14 protein-coding genes and 1 pseudogene are annotated in these 17,279 nt (G+C 61.3%); 9 read left to right on the top strand and 6 right to left on the bottom strand.

Annotated features, from left to right (window positions below; genetic code table 11):
* The first annotated feature begins 60 nt into the window (after positions 1 to 60).
* Positions 61 to 1,245 (top strand): thiolase family protein, encoded by a 1,185-nt coding sequence (locus M1B34_RS21275; RefSeq protein ID WP_268266156.1) that lies wholly within the window; start codon positions 61 to 63, stop codon positions 1,243 to 1,245.
* Between the two features lie 61 nt (positions 1,246 to 1,306).
* Here the strand turns inward: M1B34_RS21275 and M1B34_RS21280 are convergent.
* Positions 1,307 to 2,700 (bottom strand): annotated as a pseudogene (locus M1B34_RS21280) (class II fumarate hydratase).
* 193 nt (positions 2,701 to 2,893) lie between these two features.
* Between M1B34_RS21280 and M1B34_RS21285 the strand changes: the two are divergent.
* From M1B34_RS21285 to M1B34_RS21315, 7 genes are all read left to right on the top strand, one after another.
* Positions 2,894 to 3,409, top strand: a complete 516-nt coding sequence (locus M1B34_RS21285) for a DUF2059 domain-containing protein (protein ID WP_123328291.1) — start codon at positions 2,894 to 2,896, stop codon at positions 3,407 to 3,409.
* A 12-nt stretch (positions 3,410 to 3,421) separates the two neighbouring features.
* Entirely contained in the window at positions 3,422 to 3,724 is a 303-nt protein-coding gene (locus M1B34_RS21290) for a BolA family protein (RefSeq protein WP_123328290.1), read from the top strand.
* A 188-nt stretch (positions 3,725 to 3,912) separates the two neighbouring features.
* Positions 3,913 to 4,854 (top strand): oxygen-dependent tRNA uridine(34) hydroxylase TrhO, encoded by a 942-nt coding sequence (gene trhO, locus M1B34_RS21295; RefSeq protein ID WP_123328289.1) that lies wholly within the window; start codon positions 3,913 to 3,915, stop codon positions 4,852 to 4,854.
* A 3-nt stretch (positions 4,855 to 4,857) separates the two neighbouring features.
* Positions 4,858 to 5,493 (top strand): DsbA family protein, encoded by a 636-nt coding sequence (locus M1B34_RS21300; protein ID WP_123328288.1) that lies wholly within the window; start codon positions 4,858 to 4,860, stop codon positions 5,491 to 5,493.
* The gene (locus M1B34_RS21305; RefSeq protein WP_425273396.1) at positions 5,441 to 7,312 is read left to right on the top strand and encodes an ABC transporter ATP-binding protein; all 1,872 of its coding nucleotides are present in this window, start codon (positions 5,441 to 5,443) and stop codon (positions 7,310 to 7,312) included. Before M1B34_RS21300 ends, M1B34_RS21305 begins: the two co-directional genes overlap by 53 nt.
* A 200-nt stretch (positions 7,313 to 7,512) precedes the next feature.
* Positions 7,513 to 9,972, top strand: coding sequence for an EAL domain-containing protein (locus tag M1B34_RS21310; protein ID WP_268266157.1), 2,460 nt, complete (start codon positions 7,513 to 7,515; stop codon positions 9,970 to 9,972).
* A 76-nt stretch (positions 9,973 to 10,048) separates the two neighbouring features.
* Positions 10,049 to 10,801 (top strand): iron-containing redox enzyme family protein, encoded by a 753-nt coding sequence (locus M1B34_RS21315; protein ID WP_279653402.1) that lies wholly within the window; start codon positions 10,049 to 10,051, stop codon positions 10,799 to 10,801.
* 81 nt (positions 10,802 to 10,882) lie between these two features.
* Here M1B34_RS21315 and M1B34_RS21320 read toward each other — a convergent pair whose 3' ends face one another.
* From M1B34_RS21320 to M1B34_RS21340, 5 genes are all read right to left on the bottom strand, one after another.
* The gene (locus tag M1B34_RS21320; RefSeq protein ID WP_268266158.1) at positions 10,883 to 11,815 is read right to left on the bottom strand and encodes a GGDEF domain-containing protein; all 933 of its coding nucleotides are present in this window, start codon (positions 11,813 to 11,815) and stop codon (positions 10,883 to 10,885) included.
* A gap of 369 nt (positions 11,816 to 12,184) precedes the next feature.
* Positions 12,185 to 12,925, bottom strand: a complete 741-nt coding sequence (locus M1B34_RS21325) for a YciK family oxidoreductase (RefSeq protein ID WP_123328803.1) — start codon at positions 12,923 to 12,925, stop codon at positions 12,185 to 12,187.
* Between the two features lie 119 nt (positions 12,926 to 13,044).
* The gene (mupP, locus tag M1B34_RS21330) at positions 13,045 to 13,716 is read right to left on the bottom strand and encodes an N-acetylmuramic acid 6-phosphate phosphatase MupP (protein WP_268261608.1); all 672 of its coding nucleotides are present in this window, start codon (positions 13,714 to 13,716) and stop codon (positions 13,045 to 13,047) included.
* A gap of 3 nt (positions 13,717 to 13,719) precedes the next feature.
* Positions 13,720 to 14,418, bottom strand: a complete 699-nt coding sequence (gene ubiG / locus M1B34_RS21335; protein WP_045881902.1) for a bifunctional 2-polyprenyl-6-hydroxyphenol methylase/3-demethylubiquinol 3-O-methyltransferase UbiG — start codon at positions 14,416 to 14,418, stop codon at positions 13,720 to 13,722.
* Positions 14,419 to 14,481: 63 nt separating this feature from the next.
* Positions 14,482 to 15,813, bottom strand: a complete 1,332-nt coding sequence (locus M1B34_RS21340; protein ID WP_268266159.1) for a TRZ/ATZ family hydrolase — start codon at positions 15,811 to 15,813, stop codon at positions 14,482 to 14,484.
* 108 nt (positions 15,814 to 15,921) lie between these two features.
* Here M1B34_RS21340 and mtnA point away from each other — a divergent pair, with 108 nt between their 5' ends.
* On the top strand, positions 15,922 to 16,998 hold the full coding sequence (mtnA, locus tag M1B34_RS21345; RefSeq protein ID WP_268266160.1) for an S-methyl-5-thioribose-1-phosphate isomerase: 1,077 nt from the start codon (positions 15,922 to 15,924) through the stop codon (positions 16,996 to 16,998).
* Positions 16,999 to 17,279: the final 281 nt, after the last annotated feature.

The raw sequence follows: 17,279 nt of genomic DNA on the forward strand, positions 1-17,279 counted from the left end.
GGTGAAGGGGCAGACTTATGCTCGGCCCACTTCCAACCGACAACAACAATGAGGTGTGCCATGCGTGAAGTGGTGATCGTCGATAGCGTGCGGACTGGCCTGGCCAAGTCCTTTCGCGGCAAGTTCAACCAGACCCGTCCGGATGACATGGCCGCCCATTGCGTCAATGCGCTGCTGAGCCGCAACGGCATCGACCCGGCCAGCGTCGAGGATTGCATCGTCGGCGCCGGCTCCAACGAAGGCGCCCAGGGTTACAACATTGGGCGCAACGTAGCGGTGCTCTCGCAACTGGGCACCGGCACGGCGGGCATGACCCTCAACCGCTTCTGTTCCTCGGGGTTGCAGGCGATTGCCATTGCCGCCAACCAGATTGCCTCCGGCTGCAGCGACATCATTGTCGCCGGGGGCGTCGAGTCCATCAGCCTGACGATGAAAAGCGTCAACACAGACAACCTCGTCAACCCGCTGCTCAAGGAGCAGGTGCCGGGTATTTACTTCCCCATGGGCCAGACCGCCGAGATCGTTGCTCGACGCTACAACGTCAGCCGCGAAGAACAGGACCTCTATGCCCTGCAAAGCCAGCAGCGCACCGCACAGGCCCAGGCGGCCGGGCTGTTCGATGATGAAATCGTCGCCATGGCGGTCAAGTACAAGGTCGAGGACAAGAACACCGGCCAGGTGCAGGTGCTTGACGGTGTGGTCGATCGTGACGACTGCAATCGCCCGGACACCACCCTGGAGAGCCTGGCCGGGCTGAAACCGGTGTTTGCCGAGGACGGTTCGGTGACGGCGGGCAACTCGTCGCAGTTGTCTGATGGGGCCTCGATGACCCTGGTGATGAGCCTGGAAAAGGCCCTGGAACTGGGGCTCAAGCCCAAGGCGTTTTTCCGCGGCTTTACCGTGGCCGGTTGCGAGCCGGACGAAATGGGCATCGGCCCGGTGTTTTCGGTGCCCAAGCTGCTCAAGGCGAAGGGACTGAGCGTGGCCGATATCGATTTGTGGGAGTTGAACGAAGCCTTTGCTTCCCAGTGCCTGTACAGCCGCAATCGCCTGGAAATCGATAACGCACGCTACAACGTCAATGGCGGTTCGATTTCCATCGGCCATCCGTTCGGCATGACCGGGTCGCGTCAGGTCGGCCATTTGGTGCGCGAGCTGCAACGGCGCAACCTGCGCTACGGCATCGTCACCATGTGCGTGGGCGGAGGCATGGGCGCCACCGGGCTGTTCGAGGCGGTGCGTTAGGCGGCCAGTCCTTTTATCAGGCCGGCGTCTACCCAGGTTTGGGTAGGCGCCGGTGTTGTTTCTAGCCCTGCTTTCCGGCCTCCAGCATGTTTTCGGGACGGACCCAGGCGTCGAATTGCTCATCCGTCAGGTAACCCAAGGCCAGCGCGGATTCACGCAGGGTCAGGTTTTCCGCATAGGCCTTCTTGGCAATTTCTGCCGCCTTGTCGTAGCCGATGTGGGTGTTGAGCGCGGTCACCAGCATCAAGCCACGTTCCAGGTGTGCGGCCATCTGCCCGGCATCGGGCTCCAGGCCGGCAATGCAATGGGCCTGGAAGTTACTGCAGCCATCGGCCAGCAAGGTGATGGATTGCAGCAGGTTGTGGATGATCACCGGTTTGAACACGTTGAGCTGCAGGTGCCCCTGGCTGGCGGCAAAGCCGATCGCTACATCGTTGCCCATGACCTGGCAGGCCAGCATGGACAGCGCTTCACATTGGGTCGGGTTGACCTTGCCGGGCATGATCGAACTACCGGGCTCGTTGGCCGGCAAGCGCACTTCGGCCAGGCCGGCCCGCGGGCCGAGCCGAGCAGGCGCAGGTCGTTGGCGATTTTCATCAGGCACACGGCCAGGGTTTTCAAGGCGCCGGAGAGAGTCGTCAGCGGCTCGTGCCCGGCCAGGGCGGCGAATTTGTTCGGTGCGGTGACGAAAGGCAAGCCGGACAGCGCCGCCAGTTCGGCGGCAATGGCCTCACCAAAACCGTGGGGCGAGTTGAGCCCGGTGCCCACGGCGGTGCCGCCCTGGGCCAGTTCGTACACCGCCGGCAAGGCCCCGCGGATGGCGCGCTCGGCGTAACCCAGTTGGGCAATGAAGGCCGAGAGTTCCTGGCCGAAGGTGATGGGGGTGGCGTCCATCATATGGGTGCGCCCGGTTTTCACCAGATGCATGTGCCGGGCCGAAAGCTCGGCAAGGCCGCCGGACAGTTCGGCAATCGCCGGCAGCAGCTTGGACTGCACGGCCTGGGCCGCAGCGATGTGCATGGCGGTGGGGAAGCAGTCGTTGGAGCTTTGCGAGCGGTTCACATGGTCGTTGGGGTGCACCGGGGTCTTGCCGCCGCGAGGGTTACCGGCCAGTTCGTTGGCCCGCCCGGCGAGCACTTCGTTGACGTTCATGTTGCTCTGGGTGCCGCTGCCGGTCTGCCAGACCACCAGTGGGAACTGGTCGTCATGTTCGCCTGCCAGGACTTCGTCGGCGGCCTGTTCGATCAGCCGGGCGATGTCGGCGGGCAGGTCGCCATTGCGGTCATTGACCCGCGCGGCGGCTTTCTTGATCAGCGCCAGGCTGTGCAGGACCGACAGCGGCATGCGCTCGTTGCCGATGGCGAAGTTCACCAGCGAACGTTGGGTCTGTGCCCCCCAGTAGGCGTCATCCGGGACTTCGACCTGGCCAAGGCTGTCGGTTTCGATACGGCTCATCGGTTCACTCTCCTGTTGGGCTGATTGCGAAGTTTAGGTCGTGATCCGTGGCCCGGGTTCCGTAAAGCGTGTTTTGCTTCCTTTGGTCGAGCAAAACCAGGCGGCATCAGGCCTGGGGTTGAGCCCCGGAGTTTATTAGGCGCAGAATGGTCGCCCTTGGGGTTTTACCTCGCCTGCTAGAAAAGGAAACTCGATGACCCGTCTTCGTGCCATCTGTACCGCGGTTGTTCTGGTATGCGCCAGCGGCCAGGTTCTTGCCGATACCGCCAGCCACAACGCCAGTGCCGAAGCCTTCCTGACCCTGGCCCACGCCGACAAGCTGGGTACCCCGGTGTACATGCAAGTGCAGCAAATGTTTGCCCAGCGTTTTGAGCAAACCAAAGCCCCCGAGTCGAAACGCGCCCTGCTGGAAACCTACCAGGCCAAGGCCAACGCCGCCCTGGACCAAGCCATTGGCTGGAACAAGCTGAAGCCGGACATGGTCAAGCTCTACACCACCAACTTCAGCGAATCCGAGCTCAAGGACCTGGTGGCGTTCTACCAGTCGCCACTGGGCAAGAAAGTCCTGGAAAAAATGCCCCAGCTGACTCAGCAATCGGCGCAAATGACCCAGGCCAAGCTGGAAAGCGCCGTGCCCGTGGTCAACAAGCTGCTGGCGGACATGACCACCGAACTCGAGCCTAAGGCTGCACCGGCCAAGAAGAAGTAAGCGGAGCCAGGAATGACCATGCAACAACGTATTGAATCGGCCCTTGGGGCCTTGCAGCCCGAGCATCTGCAAGTGCTGGACGAAAGTCATATGCACAGCCGCGGCCTGCAGACCCACTTCAAGGCGGTGCTGGTGAGCGAGCAGTTTGCCGGGCTCAACAGCGTCAAGCGCCATCAGAAGGTCTACGCCACCCTGGGCGATCTGATGAGTGAGTTTCATGCGTTGGCGCTGCACACCTATACGCCGGAAGAATGGCTCAAAATCGGCGCGGCTCCAGCTTCGCCGACGTGTGCGGGGGGTAGCGGCAAGCGATAAGCCGCAGCGGCAAGCTTGAGGCTTTGAGCTTGTCGCTTGGAGCTCAGCACCGCCTTCCTGCTACAATCCGCAACGCGCCGCTCAAGTCGGCGCGTTTTTTTTTGCCTCTATTTGCAGCGTGCAGCGAAAAGCTCGCATCTGCCGTATCCGGTTCACCCTTTACGAGGGTAGCCACCTGGAGATTACCCATGACACAACCCATTGTCGTGGCGGCACTGTACAAGTTCGTCACTCTCGAAGATTACGTCGCCCTGCGTGAGCCCCTGCTGCAGGCGATGCTCGACAACGGCATCAAAGGCACCTTGCTGATCGCCGAAGAAGGCATCAACGGCACGGTTTCCGGCAGCCGCGAAGGCATTGACGGGCTGATGGCCTGGCTCAAGAACGATCCGCGCATGGACGACATCGACCACAAAGAGTCGTATTGCGACGAGCAGCCGTTCTACCGCACCAAGGTCAAACTGAAGAAAGAAATCGTCACCCTGGGGGTGCCGGGCGTCGACCCCAACAAACAGGTGGGGACCTATGTCGATCCACAGGACTGGAATGCGTTGATCAGCGATCCGCAAGTGCTGTTGATCGATACCCGCAATGATTACGAAGTGTCGATCGGTACCTTTGAGGGCGCCATCGATCCGAAGACCACCAGTTTTCGCGAATTCCCCGACTACATCAAAGCCCACTTCGACCCGAGCAAGCACAAGAAAGTCGCCATGTTCTGTACCGGCGGCATTCGTTGCGAAAAAGCCTCCAGCTTCATGCTCAGTGAAGGCTTCGATGAGGTATTCCACCTTAAGGGTGGGATTCTCAAGTACCTCGAAGAGGTGCCGCAGGAAGAGAGTAAATGGCAGGGCGACTGCTTCGTCTTCGATAACCGGGTCACTGTGCGTCACGACTTGAGTGAAGGCGACTACGATCAATGTCATGCCTGCCGCACGCCGGTGAGTGTCGAGGATCGTGCGTCCGAGCACTATGTGCCCGGAATCAGTTGCCCCCATTGTTGGGACAAGCTGAGCGAAAAGACTCGCCGCAGTGCCATCGACCGGCAGAAGCAGATCGAGTTGGCCAAGGCGCGTAACCAGCCGCACCCGATCGGTTTCAACTACAAGCAATCACCCTCCGAGGCCTGAGCCATGTCTGCCCGCCTGCTCTACGTAATGGATCCGATGTGTTCCTGGTGCTGGGGCTTTGCACCAGTGGCGCAGGCGCTGGTCGAGCAGGCCCAGGCTGCCGGTGTGGAAGTGCACCTGGTGGTGGGCGGCTTGCGCACGGGCAGCGGTTCGGCCCTCGAACCCACGACCCGGCGCTACATTCTTGAACACTGGCAGGCGGTCAACGAGACCACCGGTCAGCCGTTCAGCTTCGAGGGCGCCTTGCCCGAAGGCTTTGTCTACGACACCGAACCGGCCTGCCGGGCAATCGTCACGGCCCGCAGCCTGGCGGCCGATTGCGCCTGGAACCTGTTGAAGCTGATCCAGCAGGCGTTCTATGTAGAGGGGCGCGATGTCACCCACGCCAGCGTACTGGTGGAGTTGGCAGAGCAGGCGGGCGTGCCGCGTATCGAGTTCGCCGAAGCCTTTGACCGTGCCGAGCAGCACGCCGCCACCGCAGCAGACTTCACCTGGGTCCAGGACCTGGGGATTGCCGGGTTCCCCACCTTGCTCGCCGAGCGCAACGGCCAGTTGGCGCTGTTGACCAACGGCTACCAGCCACTTGATGTGCTGTCCCCGTTGCTCGGCCGTTGGCTGGAGCGGGCTGCCTGTGTATGACCCGACCGAGACGTCCGCGCCTGCCAAGCCTGTCGATCGCCTGACCTGGGCGGAAATTCGCCGGCTGGCGTTGCACCATCGCAAAGGTTTGTGGGTGGCCAACGCCGTGGCGGTCCTGGCTACTCTGTGCAGTGTGCCGATCCCTTTGCTGTTGCCCTTGCTGGTAGATGAAGTCCTGTTGGGCCACGGTGACGCCGCGCTGCAGGTGATGAACCGGGCGCTGCCGCTCGCGTGGCAGAGCGCCCCGGGTTACATCGGCCTGATGCTGCTGGCGACCCTGGGCCTGCGCTGCTGTGCCTTGGTGTTCAACGTGGTGCAGGCCCGATTGTTTGCCGGCCTGGCCAAGGACATCGTCTATCGGATCCGCACCCGGCTGATCGAGCGCCTCAAGCGTATTTCCCTGGGGGAATACGAAAGCCTCGGAAGTGGCACCGTGACCACCCACTTGGTCACCGACCTGGACACGGTGGACAAGTTTGTCGGTGAAACCCTCAGTCGCTTCCTGGTGGCCATGCTGACCCTGGTGGGCACTGCGGGGATTTTGCTGTGGATGCACTGGCAACTGGCGCTGTTGATTCTGCTGTTCAACCCGTTGGTGATCTACGCCACCGTGCAGTTGGGCAAGCGGGTCAAGCACCTGAAGAAGCTGGAAAACGACAGCACCTCGCGTTTCACCCAGGCCCTGACTGAAACCCTGGATGCGATCCAGGAAGTGCGTGCCGGCAATCGCCAGGGCTACTTCCTTGGGCGATTGGGGCAGCGGGCCCGGGAAGTGCGTGATTATGCGGTGGCCTCGCAGTGGAAAAGCGACGCCTCGAGCCGCGCCACGGGGCTGTTGTTTCAGTTCGGTATCGATATCTTTCGCGCCGCGGCGATGCTTACGGTGTTGTTCTCGGACTTGTCCATCGGGCAGATGCTGGCCGTGTTCAGCTACCTGTGGTTCATGATCGGCCCGGTGGAGCAGTTGCTGAACCTGCAATACGCCTTTTACGCGGCGGGTGGCGCTCTGACACGGATCAACGAATTGCTGGCCCGCGCCGACGAGCCGCAATACGCCGGTGGCAGCAACCCGTTTCAGGGCCGGGAAACCGTCGGCATCGACGTGCGCGGCCTGAGCTTCGGTTATGGCGATGAACTGGTGCTCAACCACCTGGACATGTCCATCGCGCCGGGTGAAAAGGTCGCCATCGTGGGCGCCAGCGGCGGTGGCAAAAGTACCCTGGTGCAACTGCTGCTGGGGCTCTATACCCCGCGCGCCGGGGTGATCCGCTTTGGCGGTGCGAGCCAGCAGGACATTGGCCTGGAAACCGTTCGGGAAAACGTCGCCGTGGTCCTGCAGCATCCGGCCCTGTTCAACGACAGCATCCGCGCCAACCTGACCATGGGCCGGGAGCGGACCGACGCCGCCTGTTGGCTGGCGCTGGAAATTGCCCAGTTGGATGCCACGGTCCGGGCCCTGCCCCAGGGCCTGGACAGCGTTGTCGGGCGTTCTGGTGTGCGACTTTCCGGAGGCCAGCGCCAGCGCCTGGCCATTGCGCGCATGGTCCTGGCCGAGCCCAAAGTGGTGATTCTCGACGAGGCCACGTCGGCCCTGGACGCTGCCACCGAGTACAACTTGCACCAGGCCCTGACGCGCTTTTTGCGAGGGCGGACTACCCTGATCATTGCCCACCGCTTGTCTGCGGTAAAACAGGCTGATCGGGTGTTGGTGTTCGATGGCGGGCAGATTGCCGAAGATGGCGATCACCAACAGTTGATTGCCGATGGTGGCCTCTACGCCAAGCTTTACGGGCATTTGCAGCAAGTACAGCAACCCTGAATACTGCCGTTTTCATCGGCTTGATGATGAAGTCTCCTCTGGGGACGACCACTCAATTCGGCACTGTCGCAGTTTCCCCCGTCGACAACCTATAGCGCTTTACAGGCTGGCCTTCTGCTAGATGCAAAGTAGCCTAATCTGTTGGTTCAGGAGTGGGATCACTCGGGTGTTCATCTGGCAGTGCTTATGCAAGGGGCCTCATGAAGCAAAAGCGAACTCTCGGAACCCCACGGTTATTGGGCATCGTTTGGCCTTTTATCGCCGTGGTGGTGTTTCAAGCGTTGTTGGGTGGTCTCAGTCTCTATGTGCTATCGGCTGTGCGCGGCTATGTGGCCGGCGAAAGCCTGTGGTCCAAGGGGCAGAAAGATGCCATCTACTACCTCAACCTTTACGCCGACGGTCGTGACGAGTCGACGTTCCTCAAATACCAGAACGCGATCGCCGTGCCCCAGGGTGGGCACGAGTTGCGCCTGGCGCTGGACCGTCACCCGCCGGACCTTGAAGCCGCGCGCCTGGGCATTCTCAAGGGCGGCAACCACCCGGATGACGTTTCCAGCCTGATCTGGCTGTACCTCAACTTTCGCCACTTCAGTTACCTGGAGAAGGCCATCGACCTATGGACCGTAGGTGACAGCTACCTGGTGCAGCTGGATGACGTGGCGCAGGAGATGCACCGGAGTATTACCAGCGGTCGTGCCGACCCTGCCGATATCAATCGCTGGAAGAGCCAGATACTGGCCATCAACGACGGCGTGACCCCGGCGGCCAAGGCCTTCAGTGACGCCCTGGGCGAGGGGTCGCGGGTGATCCTGCGTCTTCTGCTGGTCACCAACCTGGCCACGGCGCTGATTCTGATCGCCCTGGCGTTGCTGCGTACCCACAAATTGTTGGCCCAGCGCCATGCCTTTGCCGATGCGCTGCAACTGGAAAAAGAGCGCGCGCAAATCACCCTGCAGTCCATTGGCGATGCGGTGATTACCACCGATGTCGAAGGTGCTATCGCCTATATGAACCCGGCGGCCGAGGCGCTGACCCACTGGAAAGCCGAGCAGGCCACGGGGTTGCCGCTGGCCTCGTTGTTCAACCTGTTGGATGAAAACGCCCAGACCGACGGGTTCACCCTGATCGAGCACATCCTCAGCGGCCAGCTCAGTGGCGGCAGCGAGCATTCCAAGCTGATCCAGCGGCTTGATGGCAGCACGGTGTCTGTGACCCTGGTCGGTGCGCCGATCCAGAATGCCGGCAAGGTCAGCGGCACTGTGCTGGTATTGCATGACATGACCCAGGAGCGGCAGTACATCGCCAACCTGTCCTGGCAAGCGACCCATGATGCTTTGACCGGGCTGGCCAACCGGCGCGAGTTCGAGTTCCGCCTCGAACAGGCCCTGCAGAACCTGGTGCGCCAGCCGGGCAGGCATTCGCTGATGTTCCTGGACCTGGATCAGTTCAAGCTGGTCAACGATACCTGCGGCCATGCGGCGGGTGACGAACTGCTGCGGCATATCTGCGCACTGCTGCAATCCGGCCTGCGTGAGGGCGACACCCTGGCGCGCCTCGGTGGCGATGAGTTCGGCATCCTTCTGGAGAACTGCCCGCCGGATGCGGCGGAAAAGATTGCCGAGGCCCTGCGCCAGACTGTGCAGAACCTGCATTTTGTCTGGAAGGGCAGGCCGTTCGTGACCACCGTGAGTATCGGCCTGGTGCACGTGGCCCAGACGCCTACGACGCTGGAAGCCTCGCTGCGGGCCGCCGACATGGCCTGCTACATGGCTAAGGAAAAAGGCCGCAACCGGGTGCAGGTCTACCATGCCGACGATTCGGAGTTGTCCCTGCGCTTTGGTGAAATGGCCTGGGTCCAACGGTTGCATATGGCCCTGGAAGAGAACCGTTTCTGTCTCTATGCCCAGGAGATTTTTGCCCTTGGCCACACCGAGAGCGGCGGCGGGCACATCGAGATTCTGCTGCGCCTGCATGACGAGGCCGGTCGGATGATCCTGCCGGACAGCTTCATCCCGGCGGCGGAGCGTTACGGCCTGATGACCTCGCTGGACCGTTGGGTGGTAGAGAACGTGTTCAAGATCATTGCCCAGTGCATGGCCGAGGGGCGTAAAGGGCCGACGGCCATGTGCGCCATCAATCTATCGGGCACGACCATCGGCGATGACGACTTTCTGGGCTTCTTGCGGAGCCAGTTTTCCGCCTATGGCGTTCCGCCAGAGATGATCTGTTTTGAAATTACTGAAACCAGCGCGATCACTAATTTGGGGAGTGCGATCCGTTTTATTAATGAACTCAAAGGCTTGGGATGCCACTTTTCGCTGGATGACTTTTGTGCGGGAATGTCGTCGTTCGCTTATCTCAAACATTTGCCTGTAGACTTCCTAAAGATCGATGGAAGTTTCGTAAAGGATATGCTGGACGACCCGATTAACCGTGCCATGGTCGAGGTGATCAACCATATTGGCCATGTCATGGGTAAGCGCACGATTGCCGAGTTTGTTGAAACACCGCAGATTGAGCAGGCATTGCTGGAGATCGGCGTGGATTACGCTCAAGGGTACGTTATCGAACGCCCGCAATTGTTTACCTGTGACAGCTTGCAATGTCGACCCGTACGACCACAGCCCCTGTTATTCAAGGCGCCTGGCACGTTCCGTTGAAATCTCTTACTGATCAGCCAATCACATAAAAAGGAGCCCGACAGTGATCGATACATTCAACCGAACCGGCCCGCTCATGGAAGCCGCAAGTTACCCCGCCTGGGCTCAGCAACTGATCCAGGATTGCAGCGAGAGCAAGCGTCGTGTGGTGGAACATGAGCTGTATCAGCGCATGCGCGACAACAAACTCAGTGCCAAGACCATGCGCCAGTACCTGATTGGTGGCTGGCCTGTGGTGGAGCAGTTTGCCTTGTACATGGCCCAGAACCTGACCAAGACCCGTTTTGCCCGGCACCCGGGTGAGGACATGGCGCGACGCTGGTTGATGCGCAACATTCGTGTGGAACTCAACCATGCGGACTACTGGGTGAATTGGAGTCGCGCCCACGGCGTGACCCTGGAGGATCTGCAAGCCCAGCACGTGGCGCCGGAGCTGCACGCGCTGAGTCACTGGTGCTGGCACACCAGCTCATCGGACTCGTTGATTGTGGCGGTCGCGGCCACCAACTACGCCATTGAAGGGGCGACGGGTGAGTGGTCGGCGCTGGTCTGCTCCAACGGTCTGTATGCAGCGGCTTTCCCGGAAGAGGAACGCAAGCGCGCCATGAAGTGGCTGAAGATGCATGCCCAGTATGACGATGCCCATCCTTGGGAGGCTCTGGAAATCATCTGCACCCTGGCCGGGATGAACCCGAGCAAGGCGTTGCAGGCCGAGCTGCGCCAAGCGGTGTGCAAGAGCTACGACTATATGTACTTGTTCCTTGAGCGCTGCATGCAACAGGAAAAGTCCACTGTGAGCCGTGAGCGACTGGCATTGGCGGAAGGTTGATGGCACCGGTGGGCCAGCCATGGCCTGCCGGGATTCAGGATCGTAACCGAGGGGCTCCGAAGAGGGCCGTTGAAGTCGGAGTCAGCCCGCCATGGCCAGTCGATTGCGGCCTTCGCGCTTGGCCACGTACAGCGCGCTGTCAGCCCGGCGCAATAGACTTTCGGCGGACTCCCCCGGTAACAGTGTTGAGCAACCCAGGCTCACCGTGAGTTCGATCAGGTTGCCGTCCGCGCTGTAATCCTGAGCCTGTGCCGCATGGCGCAGGCGCTCCCCCACCAGGGCCGCGGCCTCGCGTCCAGTGTTGGAGAGCAGGATCAGAAACTCTTCCCCGCCAAAGCGAAAGACCATATCCACATTGCGTAGCTGACCTTTGATGGCGGCCGCCACGGCTTTGAGCACATCATCGCCGGCGCTGTGGCCGTGGCTGTCGTTGATCTTCTTGAAGTGGTCGATGTCCAGCATCAGCAGCGACAACGGCTGCTGGTGGCGTCGGGACATGTCGATTTCCCGTTGCAGGGTCTGGTCCATGGCCACGCGATTGCCGGTCTCGGTCAGCGGGTCACGCAGGGCGCTGCGGGTCGCGGCGCGATAGAGCAAGGCATTGCGCATGGGGTAGAGCAGGGCGCACAGCAGAGACTCCAGATAACCCTGTTCGACATCACTGAAGCGTTGGTAGCGCTTGAACACCAGCTCGCCCATGGGCTCGCCTTCATGGCTCAGGTTGTAACTGATGGAGTGATGGCCGCGTTGACCGAAATCCAGGCGCAAGTCGCTGGGTTTGTACTGGTAGGACAGGGCGTCGAGGGGAACCAGGCGCTGAACCTCACGGAAAAACTGCCCCAGGATGCGTTGTGGGTCCAGGCTGGCTTGCAATTGCAGGCCCAGTTGCTGGCGCAGTTGAGCTGGAGTGATCGGGCGCTGCAGCAGTGGCGAGGAAGACTGCTGGCCAAAACCCAGGCGCTGTAACTTGGCGCTATCGAAATCAATGGCGTTGGTCTGGGTGGGTGTTTTCATACCGCGTGAGCCCCCTGAGCACTGAATGCAGTCTGACTGGCTGGGTGAGAGCGGCTCGGGGCAGCGCGTCGTACTGTTCCATCAGTCCCATAGGACATTTCTGAACAGTCTATGCCGCTTTACTGCCTCTTATAAGCCCCGGTTCAGCGGGGATGCCCTCTGCGCCAATCGGCTGCGTGTCTGAGCGAAGCCAGAGCGAAAGTCGTGCCATTCGTTAGCTTGAAATAGAAATGTCTTTTAATTCAGATGCTTGAATGGCGGTCCAGGCGGGCTTTTACCGTGGACGGTCATTTATTTGGCAGGGGCTGGGGGCTAAAAGACGGATGGTGGCGCGTCGCGACGGTATTCCGTCGCGACGAACGGAGGGTGTTACTGAGCGTCGAAGGCTTGGCCGTTGATTCCGGTGCTGTCGGGGCCCATCAGGTACAGGTAGACCGGCATGATTGCTTCGGGCGCCGGGTTGTTGCTGGGGTTTTCCCCCGGGTAAGCCAGGGCGCGCATGCTGGTGCGGGTAGCGCCGGGGTTGATGCTGTTGGCACGTACCGGCGCTACGCCGTCCAGTTCGTCCGCCAGGGTTTGCATCAGGCCTTCGGTGGCGAACTTGGACACACCGTAGGCGCCCCAATAGGCGCGGCCTTTGCGGCCGACACTGCTGGAGGTGAACACCACCGAAGCGTCCTGGCTCAGCTTCAGTAGCGGCAACAGGGTGCTGGTCAACATGAACATGGCGTTGACGTTGACTTGCATGACCCGCATGAAGTTTTCCCCGGACAACTGCTCCAGCGGTGTACGCGGGCCGATGATCGAGGCGTTGTGCAACAGCCCGTCGAGGTGGCCGAACTCGGTCTCGATCATGGCGGCCAGTTCGTCGTACTGGTGGGGCTGAGCGGTTTCCAGGTTGAAGGGGATCACTGCCGGCTGCGGGTGGCCGGCCGCCTCGATCTCATCGTAGACCTGGGTCAGGTTGGCTTCGGTCTTGCCCAGCAACAGGACGGTGGCGCCGTGGGCGGCATAGGTTTTTGCCGCGGCTGCGCCGATCCCGCGACCGGCCCCGGTCACCAGGATCACCCGGCCTTTGAGCAGTTCTGGGCGTGCGGAGTAATCAAACATAAACAACCTCAAGAATTCATGGCAGGAAGCCGCTTGCTGGTGCTGAGGCCCTTGAGCCATGAGGCTCATTCAAAGGCAAAGGCGCCAGCGTGGGCAAGCCAGCTCCTGCAGGGGCAGGGTCAGCAGCTGCAGAGTGCGTTATCCAGCACCTTGCGCAGTTCCAGCGGGTGATCGACGACCACGTCGGCGCCCCAGTGCTTGGGGTTGTCGTCGGGGTGGATGTAGCCGTAGGTGACTGCCGCGGTTTTGGTGCCGGCATCGCGCCCGGACTCGATGTCTCGCAGGTCATCACCGACAAACAGCACGCTGGCCGGGTCCAGGTCGAGCATCTTGCACGCGAGGATCAGGGGTTCAGGGTCCGGCTTGCTGTTTTTCACGTGGTCCGGGCAGATCAGCAGGGCCGAGCGCTCCGCCAGCCCCAGTTGCTGCATGATCGGTTCGGCGAAGCGCAAAGGCTTGTTGGTCACCACGCCCCAGATCAGCTTGGCGTTTTCGATATCGGCCAGCAGTTCGGCCATGCCGTCGAAGAGCTTGCTGTCGACGGCGCAATGCTTGAGGTAGCGCTCGAGAAACTCCTGGCGCAGCTCCTCGAACCCTGGGGATTCGGGGTCCATGGAGAAGGTCACGGCCACCATGGCCTTGGCGCCACCGGAGATTTCGTCGCGGATGTGCTGGTCGTTGATCGGCGCCAGGCCGCGATCGGCGCGCATGGCCTGGCAGACCGCGATAAAGTCCGGCGCGGTGTCGAGCAGGGTGCCGTCCATGTCGAAAAGAACTGCTCTGATGGCCATGGCTTATTCCTCCCGCAGGGTCTGGATCATGTAGTTGACGTCCACGTCCGCCGCCAGCTTGTAGTGCTTGGTCAGGGGGTTGTAGGTCAGGCCGATGATGTCCTTGACGGTCAGGCCGGCCGAGCGGCTCCAGGCGCCGAGTTCGGAAGGGCGGATGAATTTCTTGAAGTCATGGGTGCCGCGCGGCAGCAGCTTCATGATGTATTCCGCACCGATGATGGCGAACAGATAGGCCTTGGGGTTGCGGTTGATGGTGGAGAAGAACACCTGGCCACCGGGCTTGACCATGCGGAAGCACGCACGGATCACCGACGACGGGTCGGGAACGTGCTCGAGCATTTCCAGGCAGGTGACGACGTCGAATTGCTCAGGCATCTCTTCGGCCAGGGCTTCGGCGGTGATCTGCCGGTATTCGACGCTGACCCCGGATTCCAGCTGGTGCAGTTGGGCCACGGCCAGGGGCGCTTCGCCCATGTCGATACCCATGACCGTGGCGCCACGCTGGGCCATGGCTTCGCTGAGGATGCCGCCGCCGCAGCCGACATCGAGGACCTTCTTGCCAGCCAGGTTGACGCGCTCGTCAATCCAGTTGACCCGCAGCGGGTTGATGTCGTGCAGGGGTTTGAACTCGCTTTCGCGGTCCCACCAGCGATGGGCCAGGGCTTCGAATTTGGCGATTTCAGCGTGGTCGACGTTGCTCATGGGTCATCCTCTAAATCTAAAAAAATCGGCTGTCAGCCTTGAGGCAGGGCTCAAGGGGAGGTTCTATTCGGCATGCCCGCTGATGCGTCGGCCCCAGGCGCTGGCGGTGGCGCACAGCTGCTCTTCGTCCAGGCGGGTCAGGCGGTGGTCGTCGAGCAATTGCTTGCCGGCGACCCACAGGTGTTTCACGCAGTCACGGCCGGTGGCATAGATCAACTGCGACACCGGGTCATAAATCGGTTGCTGGGCCAGCCCGGAGAGGTCGAAGGCCACCAGGTCAGCGGCCTTGCCCACTTCCAGCGAGCCCACTTCACTTTCCAGGCCCATGGCTCGGGCGCCATTGAGTGTGGCCATACGCAGGGCCCTATGGGCATCCAGCGCTGTGGCCGAACCAGCTACTGCCTTGGCCAACAGGGCGGCGGTACGGGTTTCTCCGAGCAGGTCCAGGTCGTTGTTGCTGGCGGCGCCATCGGTGCCTATGGCTACGTTGACCCCGGCTAGCCACAAACGCTCCACCGGGCAGAAGCCGCTGGCCAGTTTGAGGTTGGATTCCGGGCAATGGATGACGCTGCTGTTGGTTTCTACCAGCAAAGCCAGGTCGTCATCGCTGATCTGGGTCATGTGCACGGCCTGGAAGCGCGGCCCCAGCAAACCCAGGCGTGCCAGGCGGTCCAGCGGGCGTTCGCCATGCTGCTCCACCGCTTGTTGCACTTCGAAGGCGGTTTCGTGAACGTGCATATGAATCGAGGCGTCCAGCTCCTCGGCGATCACGCGGATTTTCTCCAGGTTCTCATCACCGACGGTGTAGGGTGCATGAGGGCCGAAGGTGATGCTGATCCGCGGGTGATGCTTGAGGTCGCCGAACAATTCCACCCCCTGACGGATGGCCTCGTCAGCGCTGGCTGCGCCTGGAATGGGGAAGTCCAGGATTGGAATGGCGATCTGTGCGCGAATACCGCTGTTATGCACCCGCTCGCTGGCGACCTTCGGGAAGAAATACATGTCAGAGAAACAGGTGATGCCGCCTTTGAGCTGCTCGGCGATGGCCAGGTCGGTGCCGTCGCGGACGAAGGCCTCGTCGACCCACTTGGCTTCGGCGGGCCAGATATGGTTTTCGAGCCAGGTCATCAGCGGCAGGTCATCGGCCAGGCCGCGGAACAGCGTCATCGCCGCGTGGCCGTGGGCGTTGATCAGCCCGGGGCTGAGCAGCATGCCCGGCAGCTCTCGGACTTCACTGGCGGCGAGCTTCAAGGCTTCTGCGCGTGGACCGATATAGGCAATGCGCCCGTCACGAATACCCAGCCCGTGTTCTTTGAGGACCACGCCGGCGGGTTCGACAGGCACCAACCAAGTCGGCAACAGCAGTAAGTCGAGCGCAACGACAGGGTTTGGCATCGAAGATCGGGTCCAGTGCTTTTGTGAGGGATGGCGAAGTATACCCGAGCGTCTTCGCCGGGGGATCGCTATAATCGGCGGCTTTTGTTCATGAGTGCGGGGTGAAGGATGCGCGATCGACTGTTGGCGGCGGAGAAGGTGAAAGCCATCGATTGGCGGGACAACGCCCTGTATCTGCTCGATCAGCGCATTTTGCCGTTTGAGGAAACCTGGATTCCCTGCACCAGTGCCGCCGAGGTGGCCGAGGCCATCCGCACGATGGTGGTGCGCGGCGCTCCGGCGATCGGCATCAGCGCCGCTTATGGCATGGTGCTGGCGGCACGAGCGCGCCGCGCAGCCGGCGGTGACTGGCAGACGGCGCTGGAGGAAGACTTCACCCTGCTGGCCGGTTCGCGTCCGACTGCGGTCAACCTGTTCTGGGCCTTGAATCGCATGCGCGAGCGCCTGGAGCGTGCTCGGGATCACACCGACCCGTTGGCGGTTCTGGAGGCCGAAGCCCTGGCGATTCACGAAAGCGATCGTGAGGCCAACTTGACCATGGCCCAACTGGGTGTCGACCTGATCCGCCGTCATCAAGGCAATGCCCAGGCGCTGTTGACTCATTGCAATGCCGGAGCCTTGGCCACTGGCGGGTTTGGCACGGCCCTGGGGGTGATTCGCGGCGCCTGGCTGGAAGGCATGGTGGAGCGGGTCTACGCCGACGAAACCCGGCCCTGGTTGCAAGGTTCACGGCTGACCGCCTGGGAGCTGGTCAATGAAGGCATTCCTGTGACCCTGAATGCCGACTCCGCCGCGGCCCATATCATGAAGACCAAGGGCATTACTTGGGTGATCGTCGGTGCCGACCGGATTGCCGCCAACGGCGATGTGGCGAACAAGATCGGCACCTACCAACTGGCGGTCAATGCCATGCACCACGGCGTGCGCTTCATGGTTGTCGCCCCCAGCTCCACCATCGACATGAGCCTGGTCAGTGGCGATGAAATTCCTCTGGAAGAGCGTGACGGCATTGAGTTGCTGGAAGTCGGCGGCAAGCGCCTGGGGGCAGAGGTCGAGGCCTTCAATCCAGTCTTCGATGTCACGCCGGCCGATCTGATTGATGTGATCGTCACTGAAAAGGGCATTGTCGAGCGTCCCGATACTGCAAAAATGGCCCAATTGATGTGCCGCAAGCGCCTGCATTGAGGTTTTTCCTCGAAAGGCTTCGCTGATTGCTCCTTTGGCAGGTCGTTCGGTCAGGAAAAAACCGGCATTTTATCGCGAAATCCGCCTCTGAGCTTCTCTGGCCGCCTATAAGGCTGTCACCGGTCAACTAACTATGTTCCATGCTTGTCAGGGGGATAGGTGCGTGGCGGCGATTGTGATAACATCCGGCGGTTTCCAAGGCAGCCCTGCGGGGTTGCCTTCACTGCGCAAATCCATGGTCTAACTTGTTGATTTGTCGTAAGTCGGTGCATGGCACTAAG

The organism is Pseudomonas morbosilactucae, assembly GCF_023241715.1.
Lineage (GTDB): Bacteria > Pseudomonadota > Gammaproteobacteria > Pseudomonadales > Pseudomonadaceae > Aquipseudomonas > Aquipseudomonas morbosilactucae.